Here is a 17,413-nt window from a genome sequence, read left to right on the forward strand (position 1 = left end):
GGCCATGCTGATCGTCAAAACCCAACTGCTCGAAGCCCTGCGTGCCACGCTGGAAGATTTACAGCCCGGCGCGGGCGCCAAAGCGGCCTTCGAGTCGCCCAAAGTGGCCGCCCATGGCGACCTGGCCACCACGGCCGCCATGCAACTGGCCAAGCCGCTCAAGCAAAACCCCCGGCAACTGGCAGAGAGCCTTTGTGCATTGCTGCGCACCGCGCAGCCTTACCAGACCTGGGTGGAGTCCCTGGAGATTGCCGGGCCCGGCTTCATCAACATCAGGCTCAAACCTGCAGCCAAACAACAGGTGGTGCGTTCGGTGCTGCTGCAAGCCGACCGCTACGGCACCCAGGCCGACAACGGCCAGCGCATGCTGGTGGAGTTTGTCTCGGCCAACCCGACCGGACCACTGCACGTGGGCCACGGCCGCCAGGCGGCACTGGGCGACGCCATCTGCAACCTGTTCGACAGCCAGGGCTGGCTGGTGCACCGCGAGTTTTATTACAACGATGCCGGGGTGCAGATTGGCACGCTGGCCACCAGTACACAACTGCGTGCGCAAGGCTTCAAGCCGGGTGACGCCTGCTGGCCGACCGACCCCGACAACCCGGTCAGCAAAAACTTTTACAACGGGGAGTACATCGCCGACATTGCGGCTGATTTCCTGGCCCAAAAGACGGTCACCTCAGACGACCGTGCGTTCACCGCCTCCGGTGATGCGACCGACCTGGACAGCATCCGCCAGTTTGCGGTGGCCTACCTGCGCCATGAACAGGACCTCGACTTGTCGGCCTTTGCCGTCAAGTTTGACAACTATTACCTCGAAAGCAGCCTCTACACCAGCGGCAAGGTGGATGCCGCGGTGAAACGCCTGATCGAGGCCGGCAAGACCTATGAGCAGGACGGTGCGCTGTGGCTCAAGTCCACCGATTACGGGGACGACAAGGACCGCGTCATGCGCAAGCAGGATGGCAGCTACACCTACTTTGTGCCCGACGTGGCCTACCACATCAACAAGTGGGAGCGCGGCTTTTCCAAGGTCATCAACATCCAAGGCACCGACCACCACGGCACCATTGCCCGGGTGCGCGCCGGTTTGCAGGCCGCCAACGTGGGCATCCCACAGGGCTTTCCGGACTACGTACTGCACACCATGGTGCGCGTGGTACGCGGTGGTCAGGAGGTCAAGATCAGCAAGCGTGCCGGCAGCTACGTGACGCTGCGCGATTTGATCGAGTGGACCAGCAAGGACGCGGTGCGCTTCTTCCTGCTGAGCCGCAAGCCCGACACCGAATACACCTTCGACGTCGACCTGGCGGTGCAAAAGAACAACGACAACCCGGTCTATTACGTGCAGTACGCCCATGCCCGCATCTGCTCGGTGCTGGCCAGCTGGGGCGGTGACCGCCAGGGCTTGAGCACGGTGGATTTGTCGCCACTGCAAAGTCAGCAGGCACAAGCCCTAATGCTGCTGCTGGCCAAATACCCCGACATGCTGACAGCCGCCGCCGAAGGTTTTGCGCCCCACGACGTGACTTTTTACCTGCGCGAGCTGGCGGCCTGCTATCACAGCTATTACGATGCCGAGCGAATTCTGGTCGACGACGAAGCGCTCAAACTGGCCCGTCTGGCGCTGGTGGCAGCCACCGCCCAGGTGCTGCGCAATGGCTTGGCCGTGCTCGGCGTCAGCGCCCCTAAAAAAATGTAAGCTGTGATTTCCATACCAACGACAAACGAAAACCAAACATGAAACAACAGCGCGGCAGCACCTTTTTGGGTTTTATCCTCGGTCTTCTGATTGGTCTGGGCCTGGCACTGGCGGTGGCGGTGTATGTGACCAAAGTGCCGATCCTGTTTTTCAACAAGGCGGCCAATAGCAACACCAACCAGGATGCCAACGAGCTTGAGAAAAATAAAAACTGGGATCCCAATGCGCCGCTGTATGGCAAAAATCCAGCCAAACCGGCGGGCCCTGCGGAAACCGTGGTCACAACACCCGTTGCCCCCCCTGCAGAAAACAAACCGGCGGTCACCGCCGACCCGCTGGGTGATCTGGTCAAGGCGCGCGCAAAAACCAGCGCGGCATCGGCACAGACCAGCAGCCCCGATCCATTCACCTACTTTATCCAGGTGGGCGCGTTCCGCCTCCCCGAAGACGCCGAAGCGCAGCGCGCCAAATTGTCACTGGCAGGGATTGAAACCAAAGTTTCTGAACGCGAGCAATCGGGCCGCACGGTTTACCGGGTCCGGATGGGTCCGTTTGACAAACGCGAAGAAGCCGAGGCGGCAAAAACACGACTGGATGGTGCTGGCATTGAAACTGCCCTGGTCCGTGTGCAACGCTGAACTTTGTCTGCATTGAACGCTCTCACGTTCTCCCAAACACACCCGTCAGGAGAATAAAGCATGCAACGTCGTACCTTTTTCACACACACCGGATCACTGGCACTAAGCAGCGCCGTGCTAACGCCCAGCCTGTCGCTGGCGCAAGCCAATACGCCACGTGATGGCACAGACTTCAAGGTACTGAATCGCCCAGCCCCGGTCGAAACACCGGCAGGCAAGATCGAGCTCATTGAATTTTTCTGGTACAGCTGCCCGCACTGCAATGCGTTTGAGCCAGTGCTGTCGGACTGGGTCAGGAAACTGCCCAAAGACGTTGTATTCAAACGGGTACCCGTTGCTTTCCGTGATGACTTTGTGCCTCAGCAGCGCCTGTTCTATGCCCTTGAGGCACTGAATTTGATCGACACTCTGCACGCCCGAGCCTTTGCCGCCATTCATGTCGAAAAACAAAACCTGAGCCAAGGTAACGCCATCATCGACTGGGTGGCCAAACAAGGCATCGACAGAGAACGGTTCGTCGAACAATTCAATTCATTTGCAATCACAACCAAGGCCACGCGTGCGCGACAGTTACAAACGGCTTATGAAGTGGAAGGGGTGCCGGCACTGGGCGTCGCCGGGCGCTACTACACCGACGGATCCCTGGCCAAAAGCATGGGACGGGTGCTGCAGGTGGTTGACCATTTGACGAACCAAATCCGCCGCGCGGCCTGAACCCGTCGATACTGCACGCCGCAGCCAGCAGAATTGGTGCGCCGAGCCGTTTGGGCAGGCACTGGCCGTTACAATCTTGCAAAACCCTACGCAAGATTCATGCCTTTATGAAAAACCCCCTCCATTCCTGGTTTTTACCCTGTGTATTGGTGTTATCGACATGGGGTGCCCATGCTGAGAAAGCCGATCGCGACAAGCCCATGAACATCGAGGCTGATGCGCTGCGCTATGACGACATCAAGCAGCTGAGCATTTTCACAGGCCAGGTGGTGTTGACCAAGGGCACCATCCTGATACGCGGCGCCAGGCTGGAAGTGCGCCAGGACCCGCAGGGTAATCAGCATGGTGTGGTCACGGCAGAAGCCGGGAAACGTGCATTTTTCCGGCAAAAACGCGAAGGTCTGGACGAAACCATTGAGGGCGAAGGCGAAACCATTGACTACGACAGCCTTCTCGATACGGTCAAATTTATCGGCCAGGCACAATTGCGTCGCTACCAGGGAGCCAAACTCAACGACGAGTTCAGTGGCGGCATCATCGTTTACAACAATTTGACGGATGTGTTCACCATTGATGGTGCACCCAGTGCGGGCGCCAAAGGCAGCACAGGCCAGCCCGGTGCGCCTGCAGGCCGGGTGCGTGCCATGCTGACGCCCAAGCCTGATACAGCAAGCAAACCAGCACCAGCAAGTTCCACGCCGCTTCGCATCAGCCCCGAATTGAACGATGGCAAACGTTAACGGCCATGTCAATGCAGTCTGAGGTTATGGGTTGCTTCACTGCGTTCGCCATGACGACGTTCTTCCACACCGAACAGGTATCGCTACCATGACGACACCCTTGCCGCCCGACACCCCGCTTGAGAGCCGCCTCGAAGCGCGTCACCTGCAAAAATTCTATGGCAAGCGCGAGGTTGTCAAGGACGTCTCCCTGACCGTACGCAAGGGTGAAGTGGTCGGTTTGCTGGGCCCCAATGGCGCCGGCAAAACCACCTCGTTCTACATGATTGTCGGGTTGGTGCGTGCCAGCTCAGGCGACATCACCATTGACGGTCAGTCCGTCGAGCACATGCCGATTCACCGGCGGGCGCGGCTGGGCTTGAGCTATTTACCGCAAGAGGCCTCCATCTTCCGCAAGCTCAACGTGGCCGACAATGTGCGTGCGGTGCTCGAATTGCAGCGGGATGCACAGGGCAAGACCTTGACCGGAGCCGAGATCGAAAAACGCCTGACCGGATTGCTGCAGGACTTGCGGGTCGATCATTTGCGCGAATCGCCCGCCCTGGCCCTGTCCGGTGGCGAGCGCAGGCGGGTTGAAATTGCCCGTGCCCTGGCCACACAGCCCCGCTTTATCCTGCTCGACGAGCCTTTTGCCGGCATTGATCCGATTGCCGTGATCGAGATCCAGCGCATCATTTCCTTCCTGAAAAACCGGGGCATTGGCGTGCTCATCACCGACCATAACGTGCGTGAAACCCTGGGTATTTGCGACCACGCCTACATCATCAGCGATGGCAGCGTGCTGGCCCAGGGCACACCCGCGGAGATCATCAACAACGTCGACGTGCGCCGGGTGTATCTGGGCGAACACTTCAGAATGTAATGAAGCAAGGTCTTTCGTTACGCACCTCCCAGCACCTGGCGCTCACGCCGCAGTTGCAACAATCCATCCGCCTGCTGCAACTCTCCACGCTGGAGCTCAGCAGCGAAGTGAATCAGATGCTGGACGAAAACCCTTTCCTGGAACGCTCGGAAGAGCAGGCGGAACGTGAATCGTTTGGTCTGGATCGAGCCGATACAGCGGTCAACCGCGATGACCGCGAGCAGGAATCTGCCGCTTATACCGGCACCGATGACGGTTACACCGCCAGGGCCAGTTCGGATGCCGCGTCAGAAGACCCTGTCGCCTCAATGGAAGAACCCCCGAGCTGGGATGGCGACGGCAGCGTCAGCCTGAGCCCGGACGACAGCGAATGGGGTGGCGAGGCACGCGCGCACGGTAACAACCTCAGTGGTGACGACGAGACGGATGCCACCGAACTGGCGCGCAGCCAGGAGTCATTGCAAAGCTTTTTGCAGCGCCAGGCACTCACCCTGCGCCTGAACCCGGAAGACCAGGCCGCACTCCATTTCCTGATTGAGTCGCTCAATGACGACGGTTACCTGGAAGACGACCTGACGGATCTGGCACGTGGCCTGGCCGGTGCTGACGTCGAGCAGATCGAGGAACTGGTACACCATTTCACCGTGGGCTTAAGCCTGCTGCAAAGCCTGGAGCCCACTGGCGTTGGCGCCCGAAATCTGGCTGAGTGCCTGCGCCTGCAACTGCAGACACTCGCCGCCGATCCGGGCGTCGATACCGGCACGGTGCAGGTGGCCTTGCGCATTTGTGCCCAGCCCATGGACTTGCTGGCCCGGCGCGACATCAAGCACCTGGTGCCCTTGTGCAATGCCACCGATGCGCAGGTGCGCGCCGCCATTGCCCTGATTGGCCGCCTCGAGCCCAACCCCGGCCGCCGCTTTGTCGACGTGGAGCGCAACATCGTGGTGCCGGACGTGCTGGTGACCGCCGTGGGTCAAGGCCCGATGGTGAAGTTTCAGGTGCGACTCAACCCCGAGGTGATGCCGCGCCTGCGCGTGCACGACATTTACGCCAACGCGCTCAAGGGCCACAAGGCCGTGGGCAGCGATGCCGCCAACCTGGCCGCGCTGCAACAGCGCCTGCAGGAGGCGCGCTGGTTCATCAAAAATATCCAGCAGCGTTTTGACACCATCCTGCGCGTCAGCAGCGCCATCGTGGAGCGCCAGAAAAGTTTCTTTGTGCACGGCGAACTGGCCATGCGGCCGCTGGTACTGCGCGAAATTGCCGATCAACTGGGCCTGCACGAGTCCACCATCAGCCGCGTCACCACCGCCAAATACATGGCAACGCCGTTCGGCACCTTCGAGCTCAAGTATTTCTTTGGCTCCGGACTCGGCACCGACTCGGGCGGCAACGCGTCGAGCACCGCGGTGCGCGCCCTGATCAAGCAGTTTGTCGCTGCCGAAAGCCCGAAAAAGCCGCTGAGCGACAACCAGTTGTCGGACATGCTGAAGGAACAGGGCATTGAATGCGCCCGCCGCACGGTGGCCAAATACCGCGAAGGCCTGCGCATCGCGCCGGCGAGCTTAAGGAAAGAGTTGTGAAACCCACCAGCTCTGTCCTCAACTGATTAAGAAATTTATGCAACAGCTCCAACTCTTTCTCCCCTGCGCCGCCGGTGTCGAGGACTACCTGGCCCCCGAAGTGCTGCGCATCACCGGCCTGCCGCCGGGCTGCATCACCAAGCAGCGCGGCGGGGTGGCCGTGCGCACCTCGCTGGCACAAGCCATGCTGCTGAACCTGCACAGCCGCCTGGCCCAACGCGTGCTGGTGCTGCTGAGCTATACCGAATACCGCAGCGAACAGGACCTGTACCGCGCAGCTTCCGAAGTGGCCTGGGAACGCTGGTTCACCCCGCGCGAAAGCATCAAGGTCGAAATCACCGCGCAGCACAGCCCGCTGACCTCGCTGAACTTTGCCGCGCTCAAGGTGAAGGACGCTGTGTGCGACCGCTTTCGCGCCGTGGCCCATGGCGTGCGCCCCGACGTCAACACCCAGTGGCCCGATGTGCGTATCTACGCCCATCTGACCACTGACAGTTGCTCGCTCTACATCGACACCTCGGGCGAACCGCTGTTCAAGCGCGGCTGGCGCGAAGACAAGGGTGACGCACCCCTGAAAGAAACCCTGGCCGCCGCCATGCTGGCTGCCAGCGGCTGGTTTGACGGCGATGCCGATTTGCTGCCACTGTACGACCCCTGCTGCGGCAGCGGCACCATCGTCATTGAAGCGGCCCAAATGGCCTGCAATGTTGCGGCCGGCAGCCGTCGCCGTTTTGCCTTCGAAAAATACGTGCCGTTCCAAAAGCAGGTGTGGGACACCCTCAAACGGGAGGCCCTGGAGGCCGAAGTGGTCCGCTCACCCGACCAGAAACCCATCATCTTTGGCAGCGACGTGGCGCACCGCATGGTCGATTTTGCGCAGCGCAATGCGGCGCGCGCCGGTGTCGCCGACGTGGTCGAGTTTCGCGGCGGCGACGCCCTGCAGCGTCTGCCGCCCATTGACGTGCGTACCACCGGCGGCGGCGTCATGGTGCTGAATCCGCCCTATGGCGAGCGCATCGACGTGGGCGGTGTTGCCAAAGGCGCGGCGCGCGGTGCCGGTGGCTTTGAAGATGAACCCAATGTGCCGCGCTTTGGTGCCCGCGAATTGCCGCAGACCGAGGGTGCCGGTGACTTCTTCAACCAGCTGGCCAGCCACTGGAAGAAAAATTATGCCGGCTGGACTGCCTGGGTGCTGACGCCCGACCTCAAGCTGCCGGGCAAGATGCGCCTCAAGGAAACCCGCCGCGTGCCCATGTGGAACGGCCCGATCGAATGCCGCCTGTTCCGCTTTGACATGGTGGCGGGCAAGATGGCTGAAAAAACATGACGCCGGTGGTGCTCGACACCAATATCGTGCTCGACGCCTTTGTCTTTGACGACCCGGCGGCGCGTTCGCTCAAATCGGCACTGGCCGCGCATCAGCTGGAATGGATCGCCACCAAAGCCATGCGCGACGAGTTGGCGCGGGTGCTGTGCTATCCCAAAATTGTGCCGCGCATGGCCTTTTACCAAGTCAGTGCCGCCCATGTGCTGGCCCAGTTCGACGGCCAGGCCACGCTGGTCGACACGGCCCCCAAAGCCCATGTCACCTGCCGCGACCCAGACGATCAGAAATTCATTGATCTGGCCGTACTGCACCAATCCCTGCTGCTGAGCAAGGACCAGGCGGTGTTGTGCATGCGCAAAAGGTTGTTGACTTTTTTTGTAACAACACAATCAACTTTGTAACCAGAAGTATCGAATTGTGGGTATGAATATTTCTGCTGCCTAAGTAAACTTTGACGCGTCGAATGGGCCATTCTGGCCCATAAGGCTTGTTCAACTCAACTTTTGCGAGGAAATCATCATGATTCACCATGCTACTCCCGATATCTCCACGGTTTACAACTTCAACACCCGGCCCTCACCTTACGGAGCAGCAACGACAGCAAGCTGGCCCGAAGAACTGCTACCGTTCACGGTCAGGCTGGTTCGCAACGAAGAGGACTTGAACAAGGCCGTCCAGATTCGCCACGCGGCCTATGCACGCCATCTGCCCACCTTCGCTGAAACACTCAGGACAGCCGAAACCGATGATGCAGAAAACGGCGTGGTCGTGCTGCTCGCGGAGTCAAAACTTGATGGTTCACCGCTGGGTACCATGCGCATCCAGACCAACCAGTACAAACCTCTTTGTCTGGAGCAGTCGATCGAGCTGCCTGTATGGCTCAGGTCACGATCACTGGCAGAGGCCACGCGCCTGGGCGTTACCAACGAAAAGGGAGGACGCCTCGTCACCACCGTGCTGTTCAAGGCCTTTTACCAATATTGCCTGAAAACTGGCGTCGAATGGATGATTGTCACCGCGCGCGCGCCCGTTGACCGGACGTACGACCGCCTGCTATTCACCGATGTCTTTCCCGACGCAGGCTACATCCCGATTCACCACGTTGGCAACCTGCCGCACCGTGTGATGTCGTTCAACGTCGAGACAGCCGAAGATCGCTGGACACAGGTCAAGCACCCCTTGCTCGGCTTCATGTGCAACATCTCCCACCCGGACATCGACCTGGGCAGCCAACAGTTACATCACCTGCCGTCCAACTCGCTGTCCGCATTTCCAACGCATGACATAAGACTGCCCATGTAAGCAGACCGGGCCGGGGGCCGTTCACTGCTCCTGCCCACCCAATTCTGACCCTTGGCAAATTGAGATCGTGCGGTCGGCCTTATCATGCCAAGGTTGGAATTGAAATACAAAAAATGAACGAAATGACGGCCAAATCCAGGTACCCCCACAAGCGGATGGATCAACTCAACCAGGGTCTGGATCTGTTGCTGCATGCTTTTTCAACTTATGCCCTGCCCCTTGTGATCGGATTGCTGTCTTTGCTGGCCCTCTTTAGCTGGAAATCACAATATACCGTTGCCGCCCCACAACAACTGCCAATCCAGGTTATTCAAGGGTCTGCCGAAATTACTGAACCTGCACAAGCGATAGCGCAGTTGCAGGACCGCCCTTCAAGCCAGTTCCATGACACCCGACTTGCAGAGTCGCCCGTCTGGTTTTCTTTCGTGATCCCCAACAATGCTGCAGCCACACCGCTGATGGTCGAATTTCCATCCCGACATGCGATGGACGTGACGTGCTGGGATGCCGGGACGCTGAGTCCGCTTGGTAGCGGCAACCGACATAGCACGACAGGCAGCATCTCCAAAGTGAAGGCGGGTTTTGCACTTGAACTCGATCCGGTACTGGCAAACCGGTCACTGGTATGTCGCAGCAGCGCCATTGGTCCGGCGCGCCTGTCGGCACTGACATGGCAGGCCTCCGATCTAAAAATTTCTGCCTTGGAGTTCCACCGCAAGTCGGGCCTTTTGGATGGGGGTATTCTGATTTTGGCGGGCTTTATCCTGGTCACGGCCGTGATCAACCGAAATGGCCTGTACGTCTTGTTCGCAGCTTGGCTGGTGGTGAATTTGAGGATGGCATCCCTTTCCGCCGGCTGGGACACGCAATGGTTGGGCAACACGGTACCGACAGAGTGGCTGGTACAGGCGAGGTCCGTCACCTTGACCCTGTATTACATACTGACCTTGACACTTTTTACCTCGCTTTTCAGGGAAGATTTATCACTTGTCGGCTACAAATATATCGTGAGAGTGGCGCAATGGACCTGCATCCCCCTGCTTCTGTTATCCATTGCGCTACCTTATGCTTTGTTTTTGCCACTGATCTGGTATATCTCTGGCGTCGGCATTGCCATGCTGATTTTTCTGCTGGCGCGCATTCTTAGAAAAACAAATTCCCGCGTTGCCATTTGGTATGGCACAGCCATCAGCATCACGCTGGTTGCCAGCCTCTACGAAGTGCTAGCTGCAGCGTTAGGGATCAAGGGACTGATTGGATCGGTCAACAGCGTTACCGCAGCGCTGTCATCAAGCCTGCTGACAGCGCTGGCCATTGCGGAACATATGCGACAAGAGCATGAACAACATCTGCAAGTGCAGGCCGAACTGGCGCACACTTTTGAGGCCATGCCCATCGGCCTGTTCACCCTGGATCTGCACGGCCGGTTCTTGAGCGCCAACCCCGCCCTGCTCGACATGCTGGGGCCCAACGTGTTGAAAAATGAAGGGAACGGCTGGCAACAGTATTTCGCCGACGGTGCCTGGACCATGCTGCATCAAATGGTTTTCAATAAAACCCAGAACGAAATGGAAATCAATGGTCGAGTGCTCCCCGGCTCGGTCGACTGCAAACGTTTTCTGGTCAAGGCCGCCCTGGCACGCGACAGGATTGAAGGCTCGTTGCAGGACGTCACGGAAAAAGCCAAGGCCACCGCCGATCTGTATTTTCTGGCCAACCATGACTCACTGACCAAGGTGCTGAACCGGCGTGGGATCGAGAAAGCGCTCAACAACGCCATCACGAAGTTGCCGGAAAACAAGGCCCTGGCGGTCGCCTATCTCGACCTGGACCGGTTCAAGCTCATCAATGACCTGTTTGGCCATGGTGCCGGCAATGAAGTGCTGCAACAAATGTGTGGCCGTGTGTCAGAGATGCTGTCGCACGATTTTCAATTTGGCCGCGTAGGTGGCGATGAATTCGTCATCGTGTTCCCGGCAACCCCCATCACCATGGCCACGGTAATGTGCCGGGGACTGATTGACAGCATTGGCAACCAGCCCTTCCGTGTTGGCAACAATGCCTTCAGTGTGCGCTGCTCCATCGGGCTGATTGAAGTCAGCCCCGGCATGCAGTTCAATGACGTCATGTCAACAGTCGACCGTGCCTGCCGCGAGGCCAAGACCAGCAATACCGGTGGCCTGGTCGTGTACGAAAGGCATGCCGCGGCATTTGCACTACACGAGGCCGAACTGAAGTTGATTGCCCTGCTCGCCACCCCTTCTGCCACCGATTGGCTTTACCTCGAAATGCAACCCATCATGTCACTGATGGCACCGCATGAATCGCTCAATTTTGAAGTTCTGCTGCGCATGCGTGACCCACAAGGCAACCAGGTGAACACGGAGCATCTGATCAAGGCAGGTGAAGCGAGTGGCCGTATGGGCATGATCGACCGCTGGGTCCTGACATCCACATTGGCCTGGCTCAACAGCCATTTTGAACAGCTGAAACACACCCGGTTTGTGTGCATGAATTTGAGCGGTGCGTCACTCAACGATGAAGAGTTTCTTGGTGAGATCTACGCCATGCTGGAGCAAAACAGGCACCTGGTGCGTTATTTGTGTCTTGAAATCACCGAGAGTGTGGCCTTGCACGACCTCGACAATACCCGCCGCTTTGTCAACAAGGTGCGGGGTTATGGTGCCAAGGTGGCGCTGGACGACTTCGGCGCGGGTTACACCTCGTTTTCCTATTTGAAGGAGTTCAAGGCAGATCTGCTAAAGATCGATGGCAGCTTCATCGTTGACATGAACCAGCATCCGGCCAACATCGCCATCGTCGAAGCCATTGTCAGCCTGGCCAATAACCTGGGCATGAAAGTGATTGCAGAATGGGCCGAGGACCATGCCACCGTGCAAACGCTGACCGAGATCGGAGTCGATTACGTGCAAGGGTTTGCCATCGCACGATCACAGCACCCGGACAAACTGCTCACAGCCAGGTCGTCAGCCAGCTTTATTCAGGACGAGGCGCTGGCCGACTATGTTGCCCTGATCGGTAAGGCCAACCAGTCGCAACCCAAGTTGGATCTGTTTTCCGACCTGACCCGTAACGTCCATTGACATCCGCAGGCAAAGGCGTGTCTCAATGACGCCCGCCCGCCAGGCGCGCATGTTCGATTTTGATGCACAGGTTCATCACCGAGTCCAGCCCGGCGGCGCGCGCCAGTTGATCCGCTTCCCGGTTTTCCACACCGAGTTGCTGCCACAGACACTTCGCGCCGATCTGCACCGCGTGCCGGGCGACGGGCAGCACGTCTTCGGTGCGACGAAACACGTTCACGATATCTACCGGAAACGGAATATCGGTCAAGCTGGCATAGCAGGACTCACCCAGGATTTTTTCGTTCTTTTCAGCATAGCGCGGATTGACCGGCACGATCCGGTAACCCTGGGCCTGCATGGTCTGCGACACCTCGAAACTGGGTCGGCGCCAGTCGGCCGACAAGCCCACCACGGCGATGGTGCAGGGTTGGCGCAACAGGCGGTGCAAGGTGGTGGTGTCCATGTTCATTTCGTGGTTTCCTATACCTCTATTTTGACAGCCTGCAGGGCCCGCATTGCCATAGCGATAATCCAGTCAAGTTAACTCATTGCACAGCGGAGCACACATGGCAGGGAATTCAAACAACGGCCCGACACCCCCGGTGGACGTGGTCATCATGGCAGCGGGTAAGGGCACACGCATGAAAAGCAAACTGCCCAAGGTCTTGCACCGGCTGGCCGGACGGACCCTGGTGCAGCATGTGGTGGACACGGCAGCAGCCTTGTCGGCACGCCAGGTCACGGTCATCACAGGCCATGGAGCGGAGGAAGTTGAGCAGGCGCTGGCCGCCAGCAGCAGTACCTTTGAACTGGGCTTTGTGCGCCAGGAACCGCAACTGGGCACCGGACATGCGGTGCAGCAGACCGTGCCGGTACTGCGTGACGACGGCATCGTGGTCGTCCTCTCGGGTGACGTGCCGCTGACGCAGGCAGACACATTGCAACACCTGATTACGGCCAGTGCTGGCAGCCAACTGGCCTTGCTGACGATTGATTTTGCCGACCCCACGGGTTACGGCCGCATTGTGCGCAGCGGCGACGCGGTGCAGGCCATCGCCGAGCAAAAAGACGCCACGCCAGGGCAACTCGCCATCACCGAGGTCTACAGCGGCATCATGGCCGTGCCCGCACTGCAGCTCAAGCGCTGGCTGGCCCGACTCGACAACCACAATGCCCAGGGCGAGTTTTACCTGACCCAGATCGTTAAATTTGCCGTGGCCGACGGTGTGCCGGTGGTGGCGCACAAAATAACCGATGCCGTCCAGGTGGCGGGTGTCAACAGCCCGGTGCAACTGGCCGGATTGGAACGCGCCTACCAGCAGCGCCTGGCGCTGCATCTGATGGAACAAGGGGTGCGCCTGGCCGACCCGGCGCGCCTGGATGTGCGCGGCAAACTGAACTGTGCGCAGGACGTGTCGATCGACGTGAACTGCATCTTTGAAGGCGAGGTTTCATTGGGCGAAGGCGTGCGCGTGGGTGCCAACTGCGTGATCCGCAACGCCAGCATTGCCGCTGGCGCCGTGATCCACCCGTTCACCCACATCGAGGGCGGTCCACCGGGCAGCAAGGACGCGGTCGAGGTCGGCGCCGGTGCCCTGATTGGCCCGTTTGCGCGCTTGCGCCCCGGTGTCAGGCTGGGGGCCGAGGTCCACATCGGCAACTTTGTCGAAGTCAAGAACTCGACCCTGGCCAAGGGCGCCAAGGCCAACCACCTGGCCTACCTGGGCGATGCCACAGTCGGCGAGCGCGTCAATTATGGCGCCGGCAGCATCACCGCCAACTACGACGGCGCCTTCAAGCACCGCACCGTCATCGAAGCCGATGTCCACATTGGCAGCAACTGCGTGCTGATCGCGCCGCTGACGATTGGTGCGGGTGGCACAGTCGGCGGCGGCTCGACGCTGACCAAAGACACCCCGCCGCTGGCTTTGACGGTGGCGCGCGGCCGCCAGCTCAGCATTCCGAACTGGAAGCGGCCGAGGAAATAGTCTTCAAGGCGCTGCCGGCAGCGGCACCCGCGCGCCAAACTTGCTGCGCTTGATGCTGAAAAATGTCTTGACGTTGCGCACATTGGCGTCAAAGGTAAACAAGCGCTGCGTTAACGCCAGGTAGTCGGGCATGTCGTGCGCGTGCACCACCAGGCAAAAGTCCGGCCCGGGTGACACGCGGTAACACTGTTGCACCGCGTCCTCCTGCGCCACTTTCAACTCAAACGCTTCCAGCGCATCCTGATCCTGCCGGTCCAGCGTGATCTCGACCACGGCGCACAGGCCATGCCCGACGACGCGTGCCATGGTGTCGACACTGAGCACGGCAATCTCACGCTCGATCAAGCCCGCATCAAGCAGGCGCTTGACGCGGCGCAGGCAGGTGGGCGGTGACACATGCACCAGCTCGGCCAAGGCCTGGTTGCTCAGCGACGCGTCCGTTTGCAAGCGTTCCAGCAGTTGCAGGTCGATGGCATCCAGCTTAGCTTGGGATACGCTCATGTCAGTCTCCAGAATTCAACGGCGCTGCCAGCGGCGAGCCCACCACGGCCACAACAGGTTCAGTGCCAAGCCCAACATGACCAGAGCGGTGGCCAGCAGTTTCCAGCCCGGCAACCCCTCACCCAGCCACAGTGCCGAGCCGCCCATGCCGAACAAGGGCACCAGCAGCGCCATGGGCGTGATGGTGGCAGCCGAGTAGCGCGACAACAACCAGCCCCAGGCGGCGTAGCCAAACAGCGAATTGCCCCAGGCCTGCCAGGCCACTGCGGCCCAAGTGAAGGCATCCGCCTGCTGCAAACCAGCAGCCAGTGCATCCCAGCCCTCCACCCAGAATGACAAAGCGGCGAGCGGTGGCACCGCAAACAGGCTGGACCACACCACATAAGCCACCATGTTGATGCGCCCGGCCGCCCGCGACACCAGATTGCCACCAGCCCATGACAGCGCGGCCAGCAGAATCAGACCCAGGCCCAGTGGCGTGGTGCTGCCGTCGGTGTGCGACACGATCACAGCCAGGCCTGCCGCGCCGAGCATCAGCGCCAGCCACTGCACCCGTTGGAGTGATTCACCCGCCATCAGCATCGCCAGCCCGATGGTGAAGAACACCTGGGTCTGAACCACCAGCGAGGCCAGGCCCGGTGAAATGTGTCCGTTCATGGCGACAAACAGCAAGCCGAACTGGCCCACGCCAATCAACAAGCCATAGGCCGCCAGGTTGCGCCAGGGCACAGCCGGCCGTGGCAAAAAGAACACCATCGGCAGCACCACCACCAGAAACCGCAGGGTGGCAAACAGCAGGGGCGGCATTTGCCCCAAGGCCAGTTTGATGACCACAAAGTTGGTGCCCCACACCGCCACCACGGCCAGGGCCAAAAGAAAATGCCGCAATGAAAGAATGGTATGCATGGTCAGATTGTCAACCACGCCAGCGGACTCCCGTGTCTTCTCAACACGGGATTGAGGCGCTTGCCCTGACAGGTGTGGCGCTTGCCGCCTTTAGGCCTTGGGGGTTGCCGCAGCGCGGCGACGCTCCAGGTAAGCCTGCAGCTCGCCAATCACCCCTTTGCGGAAAGCGAGCACGCAGAGCACAAAAATCACGCCGATGATCACGTTGACCCATGAGCCCACCTTGTCGGCCAGTGTGTCCTGCAGGGCGATCACAATGCCAGCCCCCATCACCGGGCCAAAGAAAGTGCCCACGCCACCGAGCAGGGTCATCAGGATCACTTCCCCCGACATGGTCCAGTGCACATCCGACAAAGTCGCAAACCCCATGATCAGGGTCTTGAGCGAGCCCGCCAAACCGGACAATGCCGCAGACAACACGAAGGCCAGCAGCTTGTAGCGATCCACCTGGTAGCCCAGTGAAATCGCGCGCGGCTCGTTTTCGCGGATCATCTTCAGCACCTGGCCAAACGGGGAGTGCACGATGCGCGAGATAGCCAGAAAACACGCCACAAAAATAGCCACGACCAAGTAGTACATGGCGGTGTCCGACTGCAACGGCAACAGGCCGAACAAGGCGCCCCGTGGCACCCCTTGCAGACCGTCCTCGCCCCCGGTAAACGGGGCCTGCAGGCAGACAAAGTACACCATCTGCGCAATGGCCATGGTGATCATGGCGAAATAGATGCCCTGGCGCCGGATCGCCACCAGCCCCACCACCAGACCGATCAGACCCGCGCCGATCATGCCGGCAGCCATGCCGAGCTCCGGCGTGAAGTTTTGCGACTTGATCAGGTAACCGGTGATGTAAGCCGCAGAACCAAAAAATGCGGCATGACCAAAGGACAGCAAACCGGTAAAGCCCAGCAGCAGATTGAAGGCACAGGCAAAAAGTGCGAAGCACAGCAGCTTCATGACAAACACCGGGTAGAGCCCGAGCATGGGCGCCAGCAGCGCCAGGATCAACAGGCCGAGGTAAGTGAAACGAAGGAGTTTGGCGGCTTTGGTCATCTGCTTGTTGTCGTTGATGGGGTTCGTGGCGCGGCTCATGGCTTATGCCTCCTTGCCAAACAGGCCGGCGGGGCGAATCATGAGCACGATCACCATGATGACAAAAACCACGATGCTGGACGCTTCCGGATAGAACACCCGCGTCAGGCCCTCGATCACCCCCAGTCCCAGCCCGGTCAGGATCGAACCCAGGATCGAGCCCATGCCACCGATCACCACCACGGCAAACACCACGATGATCAGGTTGGATCCCATCAGTGGGTTGACCTGGATGATGGGCGCAGCCAGCACACCGGCCAGCGCGGCCAGGGCGGCACCAGCGCCGTAGGTCAACATCACCATCAAGGGCACATTGATGCCAAAGGCCTGCACCAGCGCAGCGTTTTCAGTGCCGGCGCGCAGGTAGGCGCCCAGGCGCGTGCGCTCAATCAGGTACCAGGTCCCCAGGCACACCCCGAGCGACACCAGCACCACCCAGGCACGGTAGTTGGGCAGAACCATGAAGCCGAGATTGGTGGCGCCGGACAACAGTTCCGGCACGTTATAAGGTTGGCCGGAGACACCATACAGTTCACGGAAAATACCCTCGGCGATCAGGGCCAGGCCAAAGGTGAGCAGCAAGCCATAGAGTGGATCGAGCTTGTAGAGGTGCTTGAGAAAAAGCCGCTCGATGACCACCCCCAGCACCCCGACGGTCAACGGCGCCAGCAGCAACGCCCACCAGTAATTGATGCCAAACGTGTCAAGCATGATCCAAGCGGCAAAGGCGCCCAGCATGTAGAGCGCGCCGTGGGCAAAGTTGACAATGCCCAGCAGGCCAAAGATCACTGCCAGCCCGAGGCTGAGCAGGGCATAAAACGCGCCATTGACCAAACCCAGCAGCAACTGGCCGAGAAAAGCCTGATGGGGAATACCGAAAATTTCCATGGAAGCTCGTTAATTCATGCTTTGGGGAATGCCACCATTGACACATCATCGCGAGGCCGCAGGCCATGACCATCCTGCCTGGATGGC

16 protein-coding genes are annotated in these 17,413 nt (G+C 59.7%); 11 read left to right on the forward strand and 5 right to left on the reverse strand.

Annotated features, from left to right (window positions below):
- The first annotated feature begins 4 nt into the window (after positions 1-4).
- The 10 genes from argS (at position 5) to NDJ10_RS03675 (ending at position 11,972) form a co-directional block, all read left to right on the forward strand.
- Positions 5-1,702 (forward strand): arginine--tRNA ligase, encoded by a 1,698-nt coding sequence (gene argS / locus NDJ10_RS03630; RefSeq protein WP_296159763.1) that lies wholly within the window; start codon positions 5-7, stop codon positions 1,700-1,702.
- A 38-nt stretch (positions 1,703-1,740) separates the two neighbouring features.
- Positions 1,741-2,340, forward strand: a complete 600-nt coding sequence (locus tag NDJ10_RS03635) for an SPOR domain-containing protein (RefSeq protein ID WP_296159764.1) — start codon at positions 1,741-1,743, stop codon at positions 2,338-2,340.
- 60 nt (positions 2,341-2,400) lie between these two features.
- Positions 2,401-3,054: a thiol:disulfide interchange protein DsbA/DsbL gene (locus tag NDJ10_RS03640; RefSeq protein WP_296159765.1), complete on the forward strand. Its 654-nt coding sequence runs from the start codon at positions 2,401-2,403 to the stop codon at positions 3,052-3,054.
- 107 nt (positions 3,055-3,161) lie between these two features.
- Positions 3,162-3,794 carry a lipopolysaccharide transport periplasmic protein LptA gene (lptA, locus tag NDJ10_RS03645; RefSeq protein ID WP_296159766.1) on the forward strand — a complete coding sequence of 211 codons (633 nt, stop codon included), beginning with the start codon at positions 3,162-3,164 and terminating at the stop codon, positions 3,792-3,794.
- 88 nt (positions 3,795-3,882) lie between these two features.
- Positions 3,883-4,656 carry an LPS export ABC transporter ATP-binding protein gene (lptB, locus tag NDJ10_RS03650; protein WP_296159767.1) on the forward strand — a complete coding sequence of 258 codons (774 nt, stop codon included), beginning with the start codon at positions 3,883-3,885 and terminating at the stop codon, positions 4,654-4,656.
- Positions 4,656-6,239, forward strand: coding sequence for an RNA polymerase factor sigma-54 (gene rpoN / locus NDJ10_RS03655; RefSeq protein ID WP_296159768.1), 1,584 nt, complete (start codon positions 4,656-4,658; stop codon positions 6,237-6,239). Before lptB ends, rpoN begins: the two co-directional genes overlap by 1 nt.
- Before the next feature lie 37 nt (positions 6,240-6,276).
- Positions 6,277-7,566 carry a THUMP domain-containing protein gene (locus NDJ10_RS03660; RefSeq protein WP_296159769.1) on the forward strand — a complete coding sequence of 430 codons (1,290 nt, stop codon included), beginning with the start codon at positions 6,277-6,279 and terminating at the stop codon, positions 7,564-7,566.
- Positions 7,563-7,967: a putative toxin-antitoxin system toxin component, PIN family gene (locus tag NDJ10_RS03665; RefSeq protein WP_296159770.1), complete on the forward strand. Its 405-nt coding sequence runs from the start codon at positions 7,563-7,565 to the stop codon at positions 7,965-7,967. Before NDJ10_RS03660 ends, NDJ10_RS03665 begins: the two co-directional genes overlap by 4 nt.
- Before the next feature lie 118 nt (positions 7,968-8,085).
- Positions 8,086-8,868 (forward strand): hypothetical protein, encoded by a 783-nt coding sequence (locus tag NDJ10_RS03670; protein WP_296159772.1) that lies wholly within the window; start codon positions 8,086-8,088, stop codon positions 8,866-8,868.
- Between the two features lie 155 nt (positions 8,869-9,023).
- Positions 9,024-11,972, forward strand: a complete 2,949-nt coding sequence (locus tag NDJ10_RS03675) for an EAL domain-containing protein (protein ID WP_296159773.1) — start codon at positions 9,024-9,026, stop codon at positions 11,970-11,972.
- A 22-nt stretch (positions 11,973-11,994) separates the two neighbouring features.
- On the opposite strand, the gene NDJ10_RS03680 is transcribed toward NDJ10_RS03675, so the two are convergent.
- Positions 11,995-12,423: a CoA-binding protein gene (locus NDJ10_RS03680; protein WP_296159774.1), complete on the reverse strand. Its 429-nt coding sequence runs from the start codon at positions 12,421-12,423 to the stop codon at positions 11,995-11,997.
- Between the two features lie 97 nt (positions 12,424-12,520).
- Here NDJ10_RS03680 and glmU point away from each other — a divergent pair, with 97 nt between their 5' ends.
- Positions 12,521-13,942, forward strand: coding sequence for a bifunctional UDP-N-acetylglucosamine diphosphorylase/glucosamine-1-phosphate N-acetyltransferase GlmU (gene glmU, locus NDJ10_RS03685; RefSeq protein WP_296159775.1), 1,422 nt, complete (start codon positions 12,521-12,523; stop codon positions 13,940-13,942).
- Positions 13,943-13,945: 3 nt separating this feature from the next.
- On the opposite strand, the gene NDJ10_RS03690 is transcribed toward glmU, so the two are convergent.
- From NDJ10_RS03690 to NDJ10_RS03705, 4 genes are all read right to left on the reverse strand, one after another.
- Positions 13,946-14,443, reverse strand: coding sequence for an Lrp/AsnC family transcriptional regulator (locus tag NDJ10_RS03690; RefSeq protein WP_296159776.1), 498 nt, complete (start codon positions 14,441-14,443; stop codon positions 13,946-13,948).
- A 15-nt stretch (positions 14,444-14,458) separates the two neighbouring features.
- Entirely contained in the window at positions 14,459-15,349 is an 891-nt protein-coding gene (locus NDJ10_RS03695; protein WP_296159777.1) for an EamA family transporter, read from the reverse strand.
- A 90-nt stretch (positions 15,350-15,439) separates the two neighbouring features.
- Positions 15,440-16,399: a branched-chain amino acid ABC transporter permease gene (locus NDJ10_RS03700; RefSeq protein ID WP_296159822.1), complete on the reverse strand. Its 960-nt coding sequence runs from the start codon at positions 16,397-16,399 to the stop codon at positions 15,440-15,442.
- A gap of 42 nt (positions 16,400-16,441) precedes the next feature.
- Complete coding sequence (locus NDJ10_RS03705; protein ID WP_296159778.1) at positions 16,442-17,326, reverse strand: branched-chain amino acid ABC transporter permease; 885 nt, start codon at positions 17,324-17,326, stop codon at positions 16,442-16,444.
- Positions 17,327-17,413: the final 87 nt, after the last annotated feature.

Origin of the sequence: Rhodoferax sp., assembly GCF_023700745.1 — a bacterium.
GTDB lineage: Bacteria > Pseudomonadota > Gammaproteobacteria > Burkholderiales > Burkholderiaceae_C > Rhodoferax.